At 33.9% G+C, this 17,331-nt stretch carries 14 protein-coding genes; all 14 read left to right on the top strand.

Translation table 11 applies throughout. The annotated features are described in order from the left end of the window. The first annotated feature begins 27 nt into the window (after window positions 1-27). The 14 genes from M0051_RS11910 (at window position 28) to mnmG (ending at window position 17,267) form a co-directional block, all read left to right on the top strand. Window positions 28-1,326, top strand: coding sequence for an HlyD family secretion protein (locus M0051_RS11910; protein ID WP_306741753.1), 1,299 nt, complete (start codon window positions 28-30; stop codon window positions 1,324-1,326). A gap of 30 nt (window positions 1,327-1,356) precedes the next feature. Then, on the top strand, window positions 1,357-2,307 hold the full coding sequence (locus tag M0051_RS11905; RefSeq protein WP_306741752.1) for an ROK family protein: 951 nt from the start codon (window positions 1,357-1,359) through the stop codon (window positions 2,305-2,307). Window positions 2,308-2,354: 47 nt separating this feature from the next. Continuing rightward, window positions 2,355-3,341: a DUF3187 family protein gene (locus M0051_RS11900; protein WP_306741751.1), complete on the top strand. Its 987-nt coding sequence runs from the start codon at window positions 2,355-2,357 to the stop codon at window positions 3,339-3,341. Window positions 3,342-3,353: 12 nt separating this feature from the next. Next, on the top strand, window positions 3,354-3,722 hold the full coding sequence (locus M0051_RS11895; RefSeq protein WP_110362342.1) for a YccF domain-containing protein: 369 nt from the start codon (window positions 3,354-3,356) through the stop codon (window positions 3,720-3,722). A 382-nt stretch (window positions 3,723-4,104) separates the two neighbouring features. After that, on the top strand, window positions 4,105-5,580 hold the full coding sequence (locus M0051_RS11890; RefSeq protein ID WP_306741750.1) for an oligosaccharide flippase family protein: 1,476 nt from the start codon (window positions 4,105-4,107) through the stop codon (window positions 5,578-5,580). Window positions 5,581-5,688: 108 nt separating this feature from the next. Continuing rightward, window positions 5,689-6,123 carry a dUTP diphosphatase gene (dut, locus tag M0051_RS11885; protein ID WP_306741749.1) on the top strand — a complete coding sequence of 145 codons (435 nt, stop codon included), beginning with the start codon at window positions 5,689-5,691 and terminating at the stop codon, window positions 6,121-6,123. Between the two features lie 93 nt (window positions 6,124-6,216). Beyond that, a complete protein-coding gene (locus M0051_RS11880; RefSeq protein WP_306741748.1) occupies window positions 6,217-7,221 on the top strand; it encodes a sugar phosphate nucleotidyltransferase in 1,005 nt (334 codons plus the stop codon). Between the two features lie 7 nt (window positions 7,222-7,228). Then, window positions 7,229-9,001, top strand: coding sequence for a tetratricopeptide repeat protein (locus M0051_RS11875; protein WP_306741747.1), 1,773 nt, complete (start codon window positions 7,229-7,231; stop codon window positions 8,999-9,001). Then, entirely contained in the window at window positions 8,991-9,857 is an 867-nt protein-coding gene (locus M0051_RS11870) for a DUF4292 domain-containing protein (RefSeq protein WP_306741746.1), read from the top strand. Before M0051_RS11875 ends, M0051_RS11870 begins: the two co-directional genes overlap by 11 nt. An 8-nt stretch (window positions 9,858-9,865) precedes the next feature. After that, window positions 9,866-11,092: a murein hydrolase activator EnvC gene (locus M0051_RS11865; RefSeq protein WP_306741745.1), complete on the top strand. Its 1,227-nt coding sequence runs from the start codon at window positions 9,866-9,868 to the stop codon at window positions 11,090-11,092. Window positions 11,093-11,115: 23 nt separating this feature from the next. After that, window positions 11,116-14,412, top strand: a complete 3,297-nt coding sequence (locus M0051_RS11860) for a DUF4175 family protein (protein WP_306741744.1) — start codon at window positions 11,116-11,118, stop codon at window positions 14,410-14,412. Then, window positions 14,405-14,812, top strand: coding sequence for an ATP-binding protein (locus tag M0051_RS11855; protein ID WP_306741743.1), 408 nt, complete (start codon window positions 14,405-14,407; stop codon window positions 14,810-14,812). Before M0051_RS11860 ends, M0051_RS11855 begins: the two co-directional genes overlap by 8 nt. After that, window positions 14,813-15,238, top strand: coding sequence for an rRNA maturation RNase YbeY (ybeY, locus tag M0051_RS11850; protein WP_306741742.1), 426 nt, complete (start codon window positions 14,813-14,815; stop codon window positions 15,236-15,238). Between the two features lie 151 nt (window positions 15,239-15,389). Then, window positions 15,390-17,267 (top strand): tRNA uridine-5-carboxymethylaminomethyl(34) synthesis enzyme MnmG, encoded by a 1,878-nt coding sequence (gene mnmG / locus M0051_RS11845; RefSeq protein ID WP_306741741.1) that lies wholly within the window; start codon window positions 15,390-15,392, stop codon window positions 17,265-17,267. Window positions 17,268-17,331 lie beyond the last annotated feature (64 nt).

Below are 17,331 nucleotides of genomic sequence, written 5' to 3'. Positions count from 1 at the left end.
AATCTGCGTCTAAAAAGTTTAAATAACATGGAGAAAGACCCGAATATAGAATTAAGATCAGATGAAGTAAAAGAGATACTTGGAAGAGTTCCAAACTGGATTATTAGGAGTGGAACTACTTTGTTTTTTGTTGTGATAGCTGCCGTTGTTATTGGTAGTTATTTTTTCCGATATCCAGATATTATTGGATCAAGGTTGGTTTTAACAACATTGAATCCTCCTGCTGAACTGGTTGCCCGATCAAGCGGTAAAATACAAGATTTATATGTAAAAGATAATGAAGAAGTAAAAGAGGGGAGCCTGCTTGCGATTATTGAAAATCCAGCTTTTAACGAGGATGTTTTTGAACTTAAAGAAAAACTGGAAACCTTTCAGGGGCACTTAACAGGTGCTGAAAGTGTAAATGCTAATATTGTGGAGGGAACTTTCAGACTGGGTGAAGTGCAAAACTACTACAATACCTTTTTAAAATCGTGTGTTGATTATCAACGTTTTTTTGAATTGGAGTACTATGACAGAAAAATTGACTCCTACAAGAAGCAGATTAGTAAATACAATATGTTTTACGATCGCCAATATCAGCAAAAGAAAATATTGGAAAGCGAGTTGGCGATATCTAAGAAACAATACGAGAGGGATTCTTCATTATTCAAAAGAGGTGTAATATCTCAGCAAAACTTTCAAAATTCGAAGAAAAAGTATCTTGAGAGTTCCTATTCTTTTCATGGAGCCAGATCGGCATTGGCTTCAACGCAAATCAATATTTCCAATGTTGAACAACAAATTATCGACCTTGAATTGAAGAAGGAGAGAGAAAGAAAGGATCTTCAAAACTTCATGATTCAATCCTTCGATCAGTTAAAAGCACAAATTGATATCTGGGAGCAAAAATACCTCATTAAAACTCCAATTGATGGTAAGGTTACTTTCAACAAGTTTTATAGCTCTAATCAGAATGTTAAATCTGGGGAAAGGGTGTTTACTGTCTTGCCCGAAGATTCGACAAAAGTGGTTGCCCGGGTAGAATTGGGTATTCGCGGGGCTGGTAAAGTAAAGGTAGGACAAAGAGTGAATATAAAACTGGATAATTATCCTTATCTTGAATATGGGATGTTGGAAGGAACAATACAATCAATATCTAAAATACCAGAAGATCAGAAGTACAGTTTGGATGTGAATTTTCCAAATGGTCTGGTAACAAATTATGGTATTGAACTCGATTTTGCTCAAAAAATTGAAGGTGATGCTGAAATTATCACTGAAGATTTAAGATTACTTCAACGAATTTTTAATCCAATACGAGCATTGTTAAAAGAAAGGTTGTAAGTTCCTATCCCGTAAATTAGAATCGGTGATATGAAAGAACTAGCTGTTGGAATTGATATTGGTGGTACACATACGGTTTTTGGCTTGGTGGACAAGCTGGGTAATTGTTTGGCTCAAAACCGTATGTATACTAAGGATTTTGTTCGATTCCCCGACTTTGTTAACATTTTATCAAGTAAAATTAAGTCTATAGAAGTTCCTGGTCAATCCAATTATAAAATAATAGGAATTGGTGTAGGTGCTCCCAATGCCGACTACAAGAAACAAACTATAGAAAATGCTTCAAACCTTTCGTGGGAAGGGATTTTACCGCTAGGTAATTTACTTCGTGAGAATTTCGATTTACCAGTTAAGGTTACCAACGATGCCAATGCATCAGCAATGGCAGAGAAGCTATATGGTGGTGCAGTAGGTATGAAAAACTTTATGGTTTTAACTCTTGGGACTGGTCTAGGTAGTGGAATTGTTGTTAATAATGATATTGTATATGGTCATTCTGGATTTGCAGGCGAATTAGGGCATATAATAGCTCGTCCTAATGGTAGACAATGTGGTTGCGGAAGATATGGTTGTCTGGAGACATATGTTTCAGCTACGGGTATAAAAAGAACGGTTAGTAAACTATTAGCCAAATATTCTTTTGAAAGTGAGTTGCGCGGAATTCCATTTAATCGAATGAGTGCAAAGAAGCTTGCAGATGCTGCTTATAGAGGTGATAAAATTGCTATTGAATCTTTCGAATTTACGGGGAAAATTCTAGGAATTGCTTTGGCAAATGTGGTTGCGATTAATAATCCGGAAACAATATTTTTGGCAGGAGGATTATCTAAAGCTGGAGATTTGTTGTTAAAGCCTACTCAACATCATATGGAAGAGAATCTGCTGTCAGTTTATAAAGGTAAAACCAATTTGAAAATAACTTCCGTCAATGGAAATTCTGGAATTTTAGGTTCAGCAGCGATGATATGGAATCTTGTTTAATTATTTGTAGTTTTGGTTTTTACTCTATTAAAGCCAGACAACAATAGATGAGCCTACGATTAGTTAGCATTATTCTCTTTTTTTTCATGAGCAATACTTATGCTCAAAAAATTGTGGAGCCGTATCCAAGCCATAATCAAAGTCCATTAATTCACTTTTTTGGTTTGCCCAACCATTATGGAGGGAAAGTATTATCTAAGAATGATTTTGCGTTTGGCAGTTATCTAAATATTGCAAACAATGCAACATCATCCGAACTGCTTACTGAGGCGATATATCTTGATGGAGAAATGTACCGTAATGATCTAATTCTGAGGTACGGATTATTAGATTACCTACAGATTGAAATGACTATTCCTCTTGTAAGACATTCTACTGGAGTTATGGACCCAATAATAGTTGGATGGCACGATACTTTTGGATTACCCGGTAAATCAAGGGAAGTGATGTCAAATTTTGACCTTACCTATTTGTATCGAGAGAATGAAGAGACCCATATTCTAATGAATGAAAGCAAATTGAAGTTTGGTGATATTGCTTTGAAGTTAGATATGCCTGTATTGAATAATAAAATACATGTAGTATCCGTTGGTGCTTTTTTTAAGTTTTCAACAGGAAATAAAACTCAGTTGATAGGAAGTGGCACCAATGATTTAGGTGGTCATATATCAGGTAAAATTGTACCTACGTATAGAGAAAAAACATTTACCTATTTTTATTCTGCTGGGTACATGCACATTGGTTCTGGTGCACTGTTATCCGATATATTAACCAAGAATATTGTATTTGGAAGTGTTGGAAGTGCTTTTGGTTTAAGTAAAAGTTGGGTTCCAAAGGTTCAGTTTGATTTTCATTCTGGATTTTATAAAAAGTCCGCTACCAAACAGTTGGGCAGAGAATCCATACAATTGGTATTAGGAACTGATTACTTCATTTCGGATAATTTAAATCTATCACTCTCTTTTTCAGAGGATTTAATAGTAAATACTGCGCCAGATTTTGTATTGCAATTTGGTGTGTCATATAAACTTTAACCCATTACAATTATGAGTATTATTGGAAATATCATTTGGATCATTTTTGGAGGTCTTTTTATATTCTTTGAATATTTAATTGCTGGCCTTTTAATGTGCTTTACCATTGTAGGAATTCCTTTTGGAATTAAAATTATGCAATTGTCTATTTTGGGATTGGCACCTTTTGGTCAGAAAGTTGAGTACAACGATCACGCAGGTGGATGCCTGAGTATTATTTTGAATGTGATTTGGATTTTTATTGGAGGCTTGTGGATAGCTTTAACGCACTTGGTATTTGCTTTGATTTTTGCAATAACCATTATTGGAATACCTTTCGCTGCTCAGCATGTAAAGTTAGCTGGTTTTGCTCTTACACCGTTTGGAAAAAGTATTCGATAGATTAAAAACACAAAGTTTTATAAAAAGAAATATCCCGGCCGGAGAGGCACGGGATAATCACAAAATACTTAAACAACAAACACTAACATAAACGTTCCTTAACGCGTATGGAGAGCAAATGTGAGAAAAATATTTTGGATATGAAAATGAATAGGACTTTATAATGTCAAAAATATCAAATACTTACACCGAAAACGTTTGTATAAACCTTATTTATTTTCAATTTAAATACTGACAAGTCTTTTTTTCGATCAAAAAATAAAATTGCTCCACGTGGAACATTCTTTAAACCTTTTCTAATTCATTTTCAGTTGGTTTACAATAAAGACATAAATGGTATTTTCTAATATCTTTGCATTTTTAATCAAAATATTGCACAAAATTGAATCCACTTAAGAAACTTGCTGGCGAAACAGCCATTTATGGGATAAGCTCCATTATTGGTCGATTTTTAAATTGGTTATTATTCCCGGTTTACACCTATATTTTTGTACCTGAAGAGTATGGAATTGTAGCTAATTTAATGTCCTATGTAGCCTTATTTTTAGTTCTACTTACCTACGGAATGGAAACCGGTTATTTCCGATTTGCAAATAAGGAAGGCAAAGCGGATATCACATTTACAACCGGATTCTTTAGTTTAAGTGCATCTACACTTATTTTTTGGTTATTGATTTTTGTTTTTTTGAATCCTCTTGCGGATTATTTAAAAATCTCGGAGCACAAAGAGTATATTTTATTATTGGCCGCTACATTAGGCTTAGATGCCATAACTGCCTTACCATTTGCTAAACTTCGACTACAAAATAGAGCCTTCCGTTATGCAGGACTCAAACTGATAAATATATTTGTTAATGTAGGTATTAACTTATTTTTCTTGGTTTTATGCCCATGGATACACAAAAATTTCCCAAATGTTTCAATTGAATCAATCTGGAATCCGAATATAGGCGTTGGCTATATCTTTATTGCTTATTGTGTTGCATCAGTTATCAATTTTCTGTTGTTGTTACCAGATCTTAAATCCTTAAAGTTCAAAATAGATTCTAGTTTATTAAAGGAAATTTTGTCTTATTCCTGGCCAATATTAATTGTAAGTGTTTGCGGGCAAATCAATTTAAATTTGGATAAAATGTTGATGCCGAACCTAATTCCGGAATCCATGGATCCAATGTATCAAACTGGTATTTATGGTGCGAATTACAAGTTGGCTGTTATCATGACCTTATTTATTCAAGCATTCAGATATGCCTTTGAACCGTTCTTTTTTGCTCAATCAAAGCAAGAAAACTCAAAGCAGGTTTATGCTGACGTATTGAAGTATTTTACGCTATTCTGCTTATTGATTTTCTTGGGTGTAATGTTCTACATCGACATTGTAAAACTACTGATTAGATCGAATTATCATGAGGGTTTAAGCATTGTTCCTTATGTACTTCTTGGGAATTTGTTCTTTGGTGTTTTCTTTTCATTATCGCTTTGGTACAAGTTAAGCGATAAGACAAGGTATGGAGCCATTATGGCTATTATAGGATCGGTAATTACCATTGCTCTAAATATTATTCTAGTACCTAAAATAGGATATCAAGGAGCAGCCTATGCAGTATTTCTTTGTTTCGGTTTAATGATGGTTGTTTCTTATTTATTGGGACAAAAACACTATCCAGTTCCATACGATATTAAAAGAATCCTTTTTTATTTCATTTTCGCGATGATTCTTTTTGCAGTAAGTTCTCAAATAAGAATTGAAAGCCAATGGCTTAAAATGCTTGCCAAGACACCACTATTATTGGCTTTTATTGCTGCTGTAATACACAAAGAACAATTATGGGGAATGCTGAAAAAGCGCTCAAATTAAATAAAAACCATACTTTCGTAATCATTAATTTATCTTTCATAAGAGAGATGAATAATGTATCTTAGCGAATCGATAAAATAGAGTGTAAAAACTTCAAAATAAAAGCACATGAAAGTAAAAATCGTTAATAAATCGAAACACGATTTACCTAAATACAGCACTGAATTATCAGCAGGTATGGATTTAAGAGCAAATCTTAGCGAGCCGGTTTTTCTTAAATCATTGGAAAGAAAATTGATTTCTACTGGTTTATTTATCGAATTACCAGCTGGTTACGAAGCTCAAATTCGCCCAAGAAGTGGAATGGCATTAAAAGAGGGAATTTCAGTTTTAAATACTCCAGGAACTATCGATGCTGATTACCGTGGCGAAATAGGTGTTATCTTGGTAAACCTATCCAATCAGGTTGTTGAAATTAACGATGGAGATAGAATCTGTCAAATGGTTATTGCAGCGCATGAAACGGTGCAATGGGAATCAGTTGAAGATCTAGAAGTATCGGAACGTGGAGCTGGTGGATTTGGTCACACAGGAAAAGCTTAATCGTTAAAAAATATTAATTCGGATTGATTATCAAGCCTAAATCTTAAATTTGATCCGAATTTTAGCTAATTTAAACATTACTACTACAAAGCAATGAAAATTATTGTACCTATGGCAGGAATGGGGAAGCGCATGCGCCCTCATACTTTAACAGTGCCAAAACCATTAATTCCTATTGCAGGAAAACCTATTGTTCAACGATTAGTTGAAGAAATTGCAAAAGTTTCGAATGAAAGCATCGAAGAAATTGCTTTTATTATTGGAGATTTTGGCAAGGAAGTTGAAAATCAGCTATGCGAGATAGCTGAAAATATTGGAGCAAAGTCGAGCATTTATTACCAAAATGAAGCTTTGGGAACTGCACATGCAATTCATTGTGCTGCAGAATCTTTATCGGGAAAAGTTGTTGTTGCTTTTGCTGATACATTATTCAAAGCCGATTTTGTACTTGATGCTGAGGCAGACAGTGTGATTTGGGTGCAGAAAGTTGAAGATCCATCGGCATTTGGAGTAGTTAAACTTGATGGTGAAAATAGAATTACTGATTTCGTTGAGAAACCTCAGGAGTTTGTTTCTGATTTGGCAATTATCGGAATCTATTACTTTAAAGATGGTGAAAACCTAAGAAGTGAATTACAGTACTTGTTGGATAACAAAGTGGTTGTGAACGGTGAATACCAGTTAACCGATGCGTTAGAAAATATGAAAAATAAAGGTTTGGTATTTAAGCCAGGTCAAGTTATCGAGTGGATGGATTGTGGAAACAAGGATGCTACAGTTCATACAAATCAACGAATTCTTGAATATCATAAAGATGATGAATTGGTATGTGATTCATCGAATATTGAGAATTCAATTGTTATTCCTCCATGTTACATTGGAGAAAATGTGATTATAAAAAACTCTATTGTTGGGCCACACGTATCTGTGGGAGCAGGAACAGTAGTTAGTAATACAATGGTTCGCAATACAATTGTTCAACGCAATTCGAACCTGGAACATTTAAATCTTGAAAATTCTATGATTGGAAATCATGTAGATATTCAAGGTGATGTTGCAGAGTTAAATGTTGGCGATTTTGCGAGCTTCACAAAATAGATAAAGGATGAAGGCGGGAAGAAAATTGTTATTATCAATCTTGGTTGGAGGCTGTGTTTTATGCAGCATTCCTTCTCATGCAAAGAGTGTAAAATCTACCAAAAAGGATAAGCTTCAAAAAGAAGTAAAACTTACGGAACAGCAAAAGTTGGAGTTCGATTACGCTTTTGCTGAGGCCACCAAAGCCATTTTACTTGGTGAGGTAGAAAAAGGGATTTCTTTGTATGTTTCCTGCCTTAAAATAGATCCTTCGAGTGCTGTTGTACGATACGAATTAGCAAACATTTATCTAAGTAAAGAAAATTACAACAGTGCTCTTGAATTGGCTCGTGGTGCTGTAGCACAGCAACCTCGTAACCTTTGGTATCAGATTCAATTGGCAAATATTTACCAGAAGAAGGGTATGATTGATCATGCCTGTAAGGTATACGATGAACTGATTGAAATGTATCCGGAAAGAAATGATTTCTTTTACCTACAAGCAGCTTTATATGCTTCGGTTGAGAAGTTTGAAGAAGCAATAGAGGTTTATGACCGCTTAGAGAAAAAAGAAGGAATTCAGGAAGGAGTTTCTCTTGAAAAGGAGAGACTTTACATTAAAATGGGAGATAAGAAATCGGCCTATGCAGAAGTGCAAAAGTTGATTAAGAAATATCCTTATCGTGCCGATTTTTATGGAATGTTAGCTGATTTATATTTGGCCGATAACGAAGAGGAAAAAGCCTTTAAACAGTATCAGGAAATTTTGAAAATTGATCCAAATAATGGTTTGGTTCATTTTTACCTTGCTGATTTTTATAGAAAAAAAGGGGAACTAGAAAATGCGAATGCTTCATTGGCCAAAGCATTTGCCCAAGAAGAAGTACAGGCCGATCAGAAAATTCAATATTTAATTGCCATGTTAATGGCCCCTGATCAACCTGAATTATCCGATGATTATTTAAAATCTTTACTTGACACCTTGGTTAAAGTGCATCCTGGACACGTTCGTGTGCATGCCTTATATGCTGATTTTTTAAGAAAAAGAAAAGACAATGAAGGGGCAAAATATCATCTGGAAAAGGTATTGGAAGACGAAAAATCCAATTATATAGTTTGGGAGGAATTATTGCTGATTTATAATGAACTATTGGATTTCGATGGTATGTTAAAAGTGAGCTCTGAAGCATTAACATATTTCCCAAGTCAACCACTTTTGTATGTATTTAAAGGAGTAGCAGCAGCTCAAAGGAACGATTACAATACTGCTATTAGTGCATTCGAAAATGGAATGATGTATGTTGGTGATAATGTAAAGTTGCGTATCCAGTTCAGAACTTATATGGGTGATGCTTATTACCAAAACGGTAATGCTGATAAGGCATTTAAAGCCTACGATGAAGTTCTTTTGTTTGAGCCTGATAATGTGATTGTACTAAACAATTACAGTTATTACCTTTCGGTTCGTGGAGAACAACTTGAAAAGGCAAAAAAAATGAGTTCAAAATGTATTGCCTTAGAGGCAGAAAACCCAACTTATTTGGATACTCATGCTTGGGTTTTATACCGATTAGGAGAATACAAAGAGGCAAAGGAAACCATGGAAAATGCCTTGCAATTTGGTGGTAATGATTCAGCTGTACAGGTAGAGCATTATGGGGACATTCTTTACAGGTTAGGAGAAGGTGAAAAAGCCATGGAAGAGTGGAAGAAAGCAATGGAGTTGGGCGAAGGTTCAGAATACCTTGCAGAAAAAGTAAAAACAGGAACAATTCCTGAAGAACAAGAAGATGAAGAATAAATTAAATTCAAAAATATACCTGGGAGCCATGGTTTTAATCATGGCTTTTATTCAGTTTTCGTGTAAAACAACCTACGATCTTGGAGTGATAAAGGCTAAACCAATGTCGGATGCAAAACTGTATAGAAATTTAATAGATAGCAGTATACATTACAAAACCTTGTTCGTTAAGAAATTCTCGGCTAATTATACTGTTGATGGTGTAAAGAAGAGCTTTAAAGGTGCAATTAAAATTCAAAAAGATAGTCTGATTTGGATTTCAATAACCGCTCCGGTTGGAGGTTTAGAGGTGGCACGTTTAATGATCAGTCAGGATTCGGTTAAGATGATAGATAGATTGAAAAAGAAATACTTCATAGATGACTATGATTTTTTTAGAGAAAAATTGAATGTTGATTTTGATTTTAAATCTCTTCAAGCCATTCTTACCAATTCGGTTTTTCAGACAACAAATGGTGAAAAAGAAAAATCTTTTATTCGTAGCTTTAATGGACGGATTATTGATAATATGTACGTTTTTACTTCGGAAAAATCGCGAAAAGTTGATAGGAAACTTCGCAAGGATAAGTTAAAAAGGTTATCTCGTTTTGGATACCAAAGAGTTGACATTGATCCATCATTAATGAGAATTACAGATGTTTTGGTTAAGGATTTTGATGTTTTACAGGATTTAAGTGTAAAATACAGGGATTTTAAAATGTATGAGGATCGTAAATTTCCACAGCGATTAAGTTTCGAGGTGGCTGATCCAAAACATTTATTATCTTGTAGTGTTAAATTTAATAAGATCACTTTCGACGAAAAATTGAAGTTTTCGTTTAAAATTTCAAGTAAGTACGAAAGAATATATCCTTAAAATAGATTATGGGTGTTTCAAGAAAAAAAATCTTTAACTTTCCGCTATTTATAATTATTCTACTGATAACTTTATCTATAGACGGATTTTCTCAGACAAGCATTTCGACACTAAAAAAGCGAAAAGAGCAGAATGAAAAAGATATTGCATACACCAATACACTCATAAAGAATACGATAAAAAACAAGAAGGTAAGTTTGGGTCGATTGAATCTACTGAACCAAAGAATCCAATCAAGACAATCATTAATAAGTTCTATTGAAACTGAAATAGGCTATATTGGTAATCAAATTCATCAAAAGAATAAAGATATTTCGAAATTAGAAGATGAGTTAGAGAAATTAAAAAAGCAATATGCCAAGGTTATTGTGTATGCACACAAGCAAAGGAATTCCTACGAAAAATTAATGTTTTTACTTTCTTCCAAGGATTTTAACCAAGCCTATAAAAGGTATAAATACCTTCAGCAATTTTCCGAATATAGTAGAAAACAAGGCAAAACTATTGGAGTTAAAAAGGATTCCTTGTCGGCAAAAATTGTCGAATTAAATAAAGTTAAGGAAGAAAAGGTTAATCTTCTGGCACAAAAAACAAAGGAAAATAACAAGTTGTCTGCTGAAAAGTCACAACAATCCGCCTTGGTTCAGAAATTAAAAAAGAGGGAAAAACAACTTCGCGATGATTTGAGAAAACAAAAAAGATACGCTCAAAAATTGCAAAAGGAAATTCAAAAGATTATTGAACGTCAGGCGCGATTGGCAAAAAAATCAAACAAATCTTCAGGCAAATATGCCATTACTCCAGAGGACAAAACACTTTCCATATCCTTTGATAAGAATAAAGGAAAATTGCCTTGGCCAACCAAAACTGGTTTTATTTCAGAAAAGTTTGGAGAGCATCCACACCCGGTTTTAAAGCATGTTACTGTTCGAAACGATGGTGTTAATATTACTACAGATTCCAAATCGGATTGTAGATCGGTGTTTAAAGGCGAGGTTACTCATATTCTTTCAATGCCTGGTTTAAACAATGTCGTGATTATCCGCCATGGTGAGTTTTTCTCGGTATATTCAAATCTGGCCAGTGTGATTGTAAAAAAGGGAGATGTAGTTCAATCAAAAGAAAAAATTGGTGTTGTATACACCGATAATGCACAAGACCAAACAGTATTAAAATTTCAATTGTGGAAGGGGAGTACCAAATTAAATCCTGTACAGTGGTTGTATCGTAACTGATTGTATTGCGTAGAAGATAAGTAATGGAAAATAATCGGGATATTTTTATTGCGAAACTTGATCGTTTTATTCGCAAATACTACCAAAATTTACTGTTACGTGGATTTCTGCTATGCCTTGTATTGTTTTTATCTTATTTTTTCCTGATCTCTTTTTTCGAGTATTTCTTATACTTATCCGTTGCTGTTAGAACAACATTAATCTTTTTCTCTGCTTTATTCATTATTGTTTTAGGATATCAGTTTTTAATTCGTCCAATTGTTGGACTATTAAAAATTGGAAAACGAATTTCGTATCGACAAGCAATTGATATTATTTCAACACATTTTCCTGACCTTCAGGATAAACTAATTAATACCCTGGAATTAACCGAGCAAGCAGAACAAATAAATCAAAAAGAGAATTCTTTACTATTGGCCAGTATCAATCAAAGAATCGAATCGGTTAAAATTATTCCTTTCCGAAAAGCAGTTTCGCTTAAGGCAAATTATAAATATTTAAAGTACTTGTTTGCTCTTGCAACTATAATTGCTCTAGTGCATTTTTTAATCCCTGATATGTACTTAAACAGTACGGAAAGACTTGTAAATTACGACACAAAATACACTCCTCCTGCCGATTTTTCGTTTAAGTTAGATAATTGGACAGGAATAGCAGTAAAAGGCTCTAATTTTAGCTTAAAAGCTCACACTATAGGGAAGTACATTCCAAGCGAAGTGTACTTGCTTACAGATAATTCGAGGTTTTTGATGAAAAAAGAAAATTCGATAGAATTTTCCTATTTATTCCGAAATATCAATTCAGATATTAGTTTTCGACTACAATCGGGAAAAGTAATTTCTGAAGAATTTAAAATAAAGGTGATTTCCAAGCCTGGCATTAAAAATTTTTCTATTTCAATAAAATCTCCAGCCTATACAAAATTGCCTTTACGGATTGAAAAAAACATCGGAGATGTCAGTGTACCAGAAGGTTCGAACTTGGAGTGGGTGTTCGAAACTGACTTTTCAAGTACAGGAGAATTAATTTTTTCTGATTCACTGAATCCTAGCCCGGTAATTTTAGATGGAAGTAGGCTTAAATTTTCACGAAAAATCAGGAAACAAAATTCATATAGAATTTATCTAAGTAATAAAGAATTTAATAGAGAATCCTATGCAAAATACAATGTCGATGTAATTCCCGATTTGTATCCACAAATTAAAATTGCAAGCATTCAAGATTCATTGATTGAATCGGGATATTATTTTCGAGGTCAGATAAAAGATGATTATGGATTTTCAAAATTGAGATTTGTTTACGAAGCTGATAATTTATCTCCGGTTTACATTCCAATATCGTTCAACCGAAATTTGAGTGCTCAGGAGTTTTTCTTTTCTTTCGATTTTGCATCCGAAAATTTTCAAGAGGGAAGTAACGTAAAATATTATTTCGAAGTTTTCGATAATGATGGTATTAATGGTGCAAAGAAAGCAAGTTCACAACAATTCAATTATTACATTCCTGATTCGAAACAACTTTATGATTTGAATGCAGTTGTTCAGGATAGCATTGGAAGTAAAATTAACAAGAGTATCCAATTAAGCGAATCCATTCAACAAGATATTTTACGCATGCAAAAAAATACTTTGGATGGATCGGCAGAAAAATGGCAACAGGAACAATTGCTTAATGAAATAGGAAATAAGAAAAAGCAACTGGATGATTTGCTGCAAGAAGTGATTCAAGAAAATCAGCGTAAAAATCGTTTGATGAACTCAGCTGGAATGGATGATCCACTTTTAATGGAAAAGCAAAAGCAAATAGAAGATTTGCTTGAAAAAATAATGGATCCCGAACTGCAGAAGTTGTTTGATGAGTTCAATAAATTAGCCGAGGATCTTAAATCTGAAGACATCAATAAGCTAGGAAATCAGCTAAAAATGTCGGTTGATGATTTTCAAAAACAATTGGATAGAAATCTGCAATTACTTGAAAGATATGAGATTGAAGTTCGCGTTCAGCAATTGACAGATCGAATTAATAAATTGGCTGAAGAACAAGATGAATCTGCGGATAAGAATCGAAGAAAAGCTGGAAAAATAAGGCAAGATCAGAAGTTGGGAGAGGAAAAGTGGAATGCATTGAAAGATGATTTAAAAGATGTTCTGGATAAAAATTCCTCTATTCAGAAACCATACGATTTCGATAAGGATTTAAACGAGCTTCAAGACGAAATTGATAAAATGATACAAGAATCAAATCAATTTTTTGAGAACAATAAAATTGGTAAAGGGGCAAAGAGTATGAAAAAAACCTCTTCTAAACAGAGAAGTTTCGCTCAAAAATTGAATGATAATATTGCCAACAATATATCAGCGCAAATGATTGCTGATATTGGAAACTTAATTCGATTGATGAATAATTTGATTGAATTTTCTTTTCAGCAAGAAGAGGTTTTAAATAGCTTTAAAAGAATTGGCTATTTAAATCCAAAGTATGTTGAAATGATTGAAAAACAAGGTAATTTAAAAGAAGAATATGCTCTTATACAAGATTCTTTAACCGCCTTATCAGCCCGATCACCTCAGGTTGCCTCATTAATTGGTAATCGAATTTTCAATATTGAAAACGAACTGGAAAAAGTCATTGCTGATGCAAGTGAGAGAAGAAAAATACAGGCAGCAACAGCACAACATAAAGTTTTAACTGAGGTTAATGAGTTAAGTGTTTTTTTATCGGAAGCCTTAAAACAGATGATGGAGCAAATGGCAAATGCTATGCCTGGAGATCAAATGGGAGATAAGAAAGGAGGGCAACCTTCTTTTTCTGGTTTGAAATCTGATCAAAAATCACTAAAAAAAATGCTGGAAGAATTAATTTCTGATATGAAAAAAGGTAACTCAGGAAAAGACTCAAAAGAGAGGTTGGGGAAATTTTTACAGCAACAAGAAATGTATCGTCAAAATTTGCAAGAAATGCTTCGAAATGGAGGCCTTGGATACGAAAGTGAGAAAATCTTACGTGAAGTTACCAAAATGCTTGACCAAATGGAGTCGGACATTTCTAATTTTTCGATAAATTCGAATATGATTTTACGCCAAAATCGGATTTTTTCAAAATTATTGGAAGCTGAAAATGCCCATAAGGAAAAAGATTTTGATAAGAAACGAGAAAGTAAATCAGGAAATATTTTAAAATTGAGTAACCCTAGAGAAATATTTGAGTATAAAAGAGTACGAACAGATTTTGAAGGAGTATTTTATGACTCAAATGTAAAATTGTTCGACTATTATAATAAGTTGTACTTGGATTATATGATAAAACTTAATAATGACTAAATCTGATAACTTGTTGGTATTTCCATCTGAACTAGAAAATATAAGTAGGGTTGAAAGATTGATAGATGATATTTCATCCTCCTACAATTTAAGCTCGGAAATTTACGGTAAAATTTCGGTAGCTATCATAGAAGCGGTAAATAATGCCATTCTTCATGGCAACCGATTAGATGTATCAAAAAAAGTAAAAGTTGAATTCAATATCGATGAAGAAGCCATTCAGTTTATTGTTGAAGATGAAGGATCTGGATTTGATTTTGAAAATATTCCTGATCCAACCTTACCAGAAAATATAGAAAAAACACATGGTAGAGGTATTTTCCTTATGAATCATTTAGCTGATGATATTGAATTTTGCGAAAATGGCGCATTAGTTGATATGAAATTTAGATTTGCATAGATGTTGATTACATATAATTCGTGTGAAACAGAAATTCCCGCGATTGATCAAAAGCGTATTAGCGATTGGGTCAATCGCGTTGTCGTTAATAATGGCAGTGAGATAGGAGAGATAAATTATTATTTCTGCTCCGATGATTACTTGTTGGAAATGAATCGAGAACACCTTAATCATGATTATTATACGGATATTATAACCTTCGATTACACAGTAGCTAATATTATCTCAGGAGATCTTTTTATAAGTGTTGATACAGTACGTGACAATGCAGAAGAGTACAAATGTGAGTATTTAGAGGAACTCTATCGTGTTATTATTCATGGCGTACTTCATTTGTTAGGGATTGATGATAAAACTGATGAAGATCAGGCAATCATGACACAAAAGGAGGATGAATCATTAGCATTACTTACCAAGATTATTTAATTTTGTGAAATTTTTTAATTTATTTTGCTGGATTACAAGATGTTAGAGAGCGTTGTTGTTTTCTAGTATTTTGATATTCAGTGGATTAGTTTTAATTTATTTATCTTTGTAGGTAAATAAGGAATAAAGTATACAAATATCTTATAATAGTATGTTGCCTAAATATGATGTAATAGTAGTAGGGGCTGGACATGCAGGATGTGAAGCAGCTACTGCTGCAGCTAATCTTGGTTCATCTGTTCTTTTAATAACAATGGATATGAACAAGATTGCTCAAATGTCTTGTAATCCTGCAATAGGTGGAATTGCGAAAGGTCAGATTGTTCGAGAACTGGACGCATTAGGCGGATATACCGGTATTGTTACAGATCGTTCATCAATTCAATTTAGAATGTTGAATAGATCAAAAGGACCGGCAATGTGGAGTCCAAGAGCTCAATGTGATAGAATGATTTTCTCGGCTGAATGGCGCAAAATTGTTGAAAATACCGACAATTTAGATATGTGGCAGGATGCTGTTGTTGGAATTATTGTTGAAGATGGTGTTGTAAAAGGCGTAAAAACCAAACTTGGAATTGACATATATTCTGAAACGGTTGTGTTAACCAATGGGACTTTCCTGAATGGGTTAATGCACATTGGAAGAAAGCAAGAAACAGGAGGGCGTTCTGCAGAGCCAGCATCGTTCGGTATAAGTGAACAATTAAAATCCTTTGGATTCGAAGTAGGAAGAATGAAAACTGGTACACCAGCTCGATTAGATGGAAGAACAATTGATTTTTCTGTAATGAGAGAGCAGGGAGGTGAAAAAGGTTTTTATCAATTCTCATACCTGAATAATCATGTAGAGAAAATACTTCGTCAGAGACCTTGTTATATTACTTACACGAATCCAGAAGTTCATGATAATTTAAAAGAAGGATTTGAAGATTCACCAATGTATAATGGTACCATCCAAAGTACAGGTCCAAGATATTGTCCAAGTATTGAATCAAAACTTTCAACTTTTGCAGAAAAGAATGAACACTTGTTATTCTTGGAGCCGGAAGGGGAGCATACCCATGAATATTACATTAATGGATTTTCATCAAGTTTGCCTTGGGATGTTCAATTGAAAGCACTGCAAAAAGTACCTGGATTGGAGAATGTAAAAATGTATCGTCCTGGATATGCAATCGAGTATGATTACTTTGCTCCAACTCAATTGTTCCATACTTTGGAAACCAAAATTATCTCAAAATTGTATTTTGCAGGTCAAATTAATGGAACTACAGGATATGAAGAAGCCGGTGCTCAAGGAATGATGGCAGGTATTAATGCAGCCTTATCTGTGCAAGGTAAACCTGAATTTACCCTTAAAAGAGATGAAGCTTACATTGGAGTTTTAATTGATGATTTGGTTACAAAAGGGGTAGATGAACCATATCGAATGTTTACATCTCGAGCAGAATATCGAATTTTACTTCGCCAAGATGATGCAGATGTTCGATTAACGCCAAAAGCATATGAGTTGGGTTTGGCTGATAAGGAAAGAATGGATTTATTGGAAGAGAAAATTCAATACAGAGACAAGTTGTATCAGTTTTGTAAAGAGTTTAGTTGTAAACCAAAATTCTTAAATCCTGTATTGGAGAAATTAGGAACTAGTCCCTTGAAACAAGGTGTTAAGTTATATGATATTATTTTACGTCCTCAAGTAGGTATTCAAGATCTTATTGAAGATGTAATACCATTAAAAGAGGTAGTAGACGAAATTCCAAATCGTAAAGAGGAAATAATCGAAGCTGCCGAGGTTTTAATAAAGTATAGCGGATATATAGATAGAGAAAAACTAATTGCCGACAAGCTTACGCGTTTGGAAAATATCGATATAAAAGGTAGATTTGATTATATGACATTACAATCTTTATCTACCGAAGCCAGACAAAAGTTGGATAAGATTCAGCCGCAAACAATAGGGCAGGCATCACGTATTTCTGGTGTCTCACCAAGTGATATAAACGTTCTTTTGGTCCTTATGGGACGATAATGTTCCACGTGGAACCAAGGAGTATTTTTAAAAAGTTTACTCCTTAAAACGCCCGAAATCGATC

This window comes from Marinifilum sp. D714, from assembly GCF_030851345.1.
In the GTDB taxonomy this organism is placed as follows: domain Bacteria; phylum Bacteroidota; class Bacteroidia; order Bacteroidales; family Marinifilaceae; genus Marinifilum.
This window is presented reverse-complemented; position numbering and strand designations above follow the sequence as displayed.

Coding starts and splice junctions, on each gene's coding strand:
- M0051_RS11910 (WP_306741753.1), top strand. CDS start 28: ATGGAGAAAGACCCGAATATAGAATTAAGATCAGATGAAGTAAAAGAG.
- M0051_RS11905 (WP_306741752.1), top strand. CDS start 1,357: ATGAAAGAACTAGCTGTTGGAATTGATATTGGTGGTACACATACGGTT.
- M0051_RS11900 (WP_306741751.1), top strand. CDS start 2,355: ATGAGCCTACGATTAGTTAGCATTATTCTCTTTTTTTTCATGAGCAAT.
- M0051_RS11895 (WP_110362342.1), top strand. CDS start 3,354: ATGAGTATTATTGGAAATATCATTTGGATCATTTTTGGAGGTCTTTTT.
- dut (WP_306741749.1), top strand. CDS start 5,689: ATGAAAGTAAAAATCGTTAATAAATCGAAACACGATTTACCTAAATAC.
- M0051_RS11880 (WP_306741748.1), top strand. CDS start 6,217: ATGAAAATTATTGTACCTATGGCAGGAATGGGGAAGCGCATGCGCCCT.
- M0051_RS11875 (WP_306741747.1), top strand. CDS start 7,229: ATGAAGGCGGGAAGAAAATTGTTATTATCAATCTTGGTTGGAGGCTGT.
- M0051_RS11870 (WP_306741746.1), top strand. CDS start 8,991: ATGAAGAATAAATTAAATTCAAAAATATACCTGGGAGCCATGGTTTTA.
- M0051_RS11865 (WP_306741745.1), top strand. CDS start 9,866: ATGGGTGTTTCAAGAAAAAAAATCTTTAACTTTCCGCTATTTATAATT.
- M0051_RS11860 (WP_306741744.1), top strand. CDS start 11,116: ATGGAAAATAATCGGGATATTTTTATTGCGAAACTTGATCGTTTTATT.
- M0051_RS11855 (WP_306741743.1), top strand. CDS start 14,405: ATGACTAAATCTGATAACTTGTTGGTATTTCCATCTGAACTAGAAAAT.
- ybeY (WP_306741742.1), top strand. CDS start 14,813: ATGTTGATTACATATAATTCGTGTGAAACAGAAATTCCCGCGATTGAT.
- mnmG (WP_306741741.1), top strand. CDS start 15,390: ATGTTGCCTAAATATGATGTAATAGTAGTAGGGGCTGGACATGCAGGA.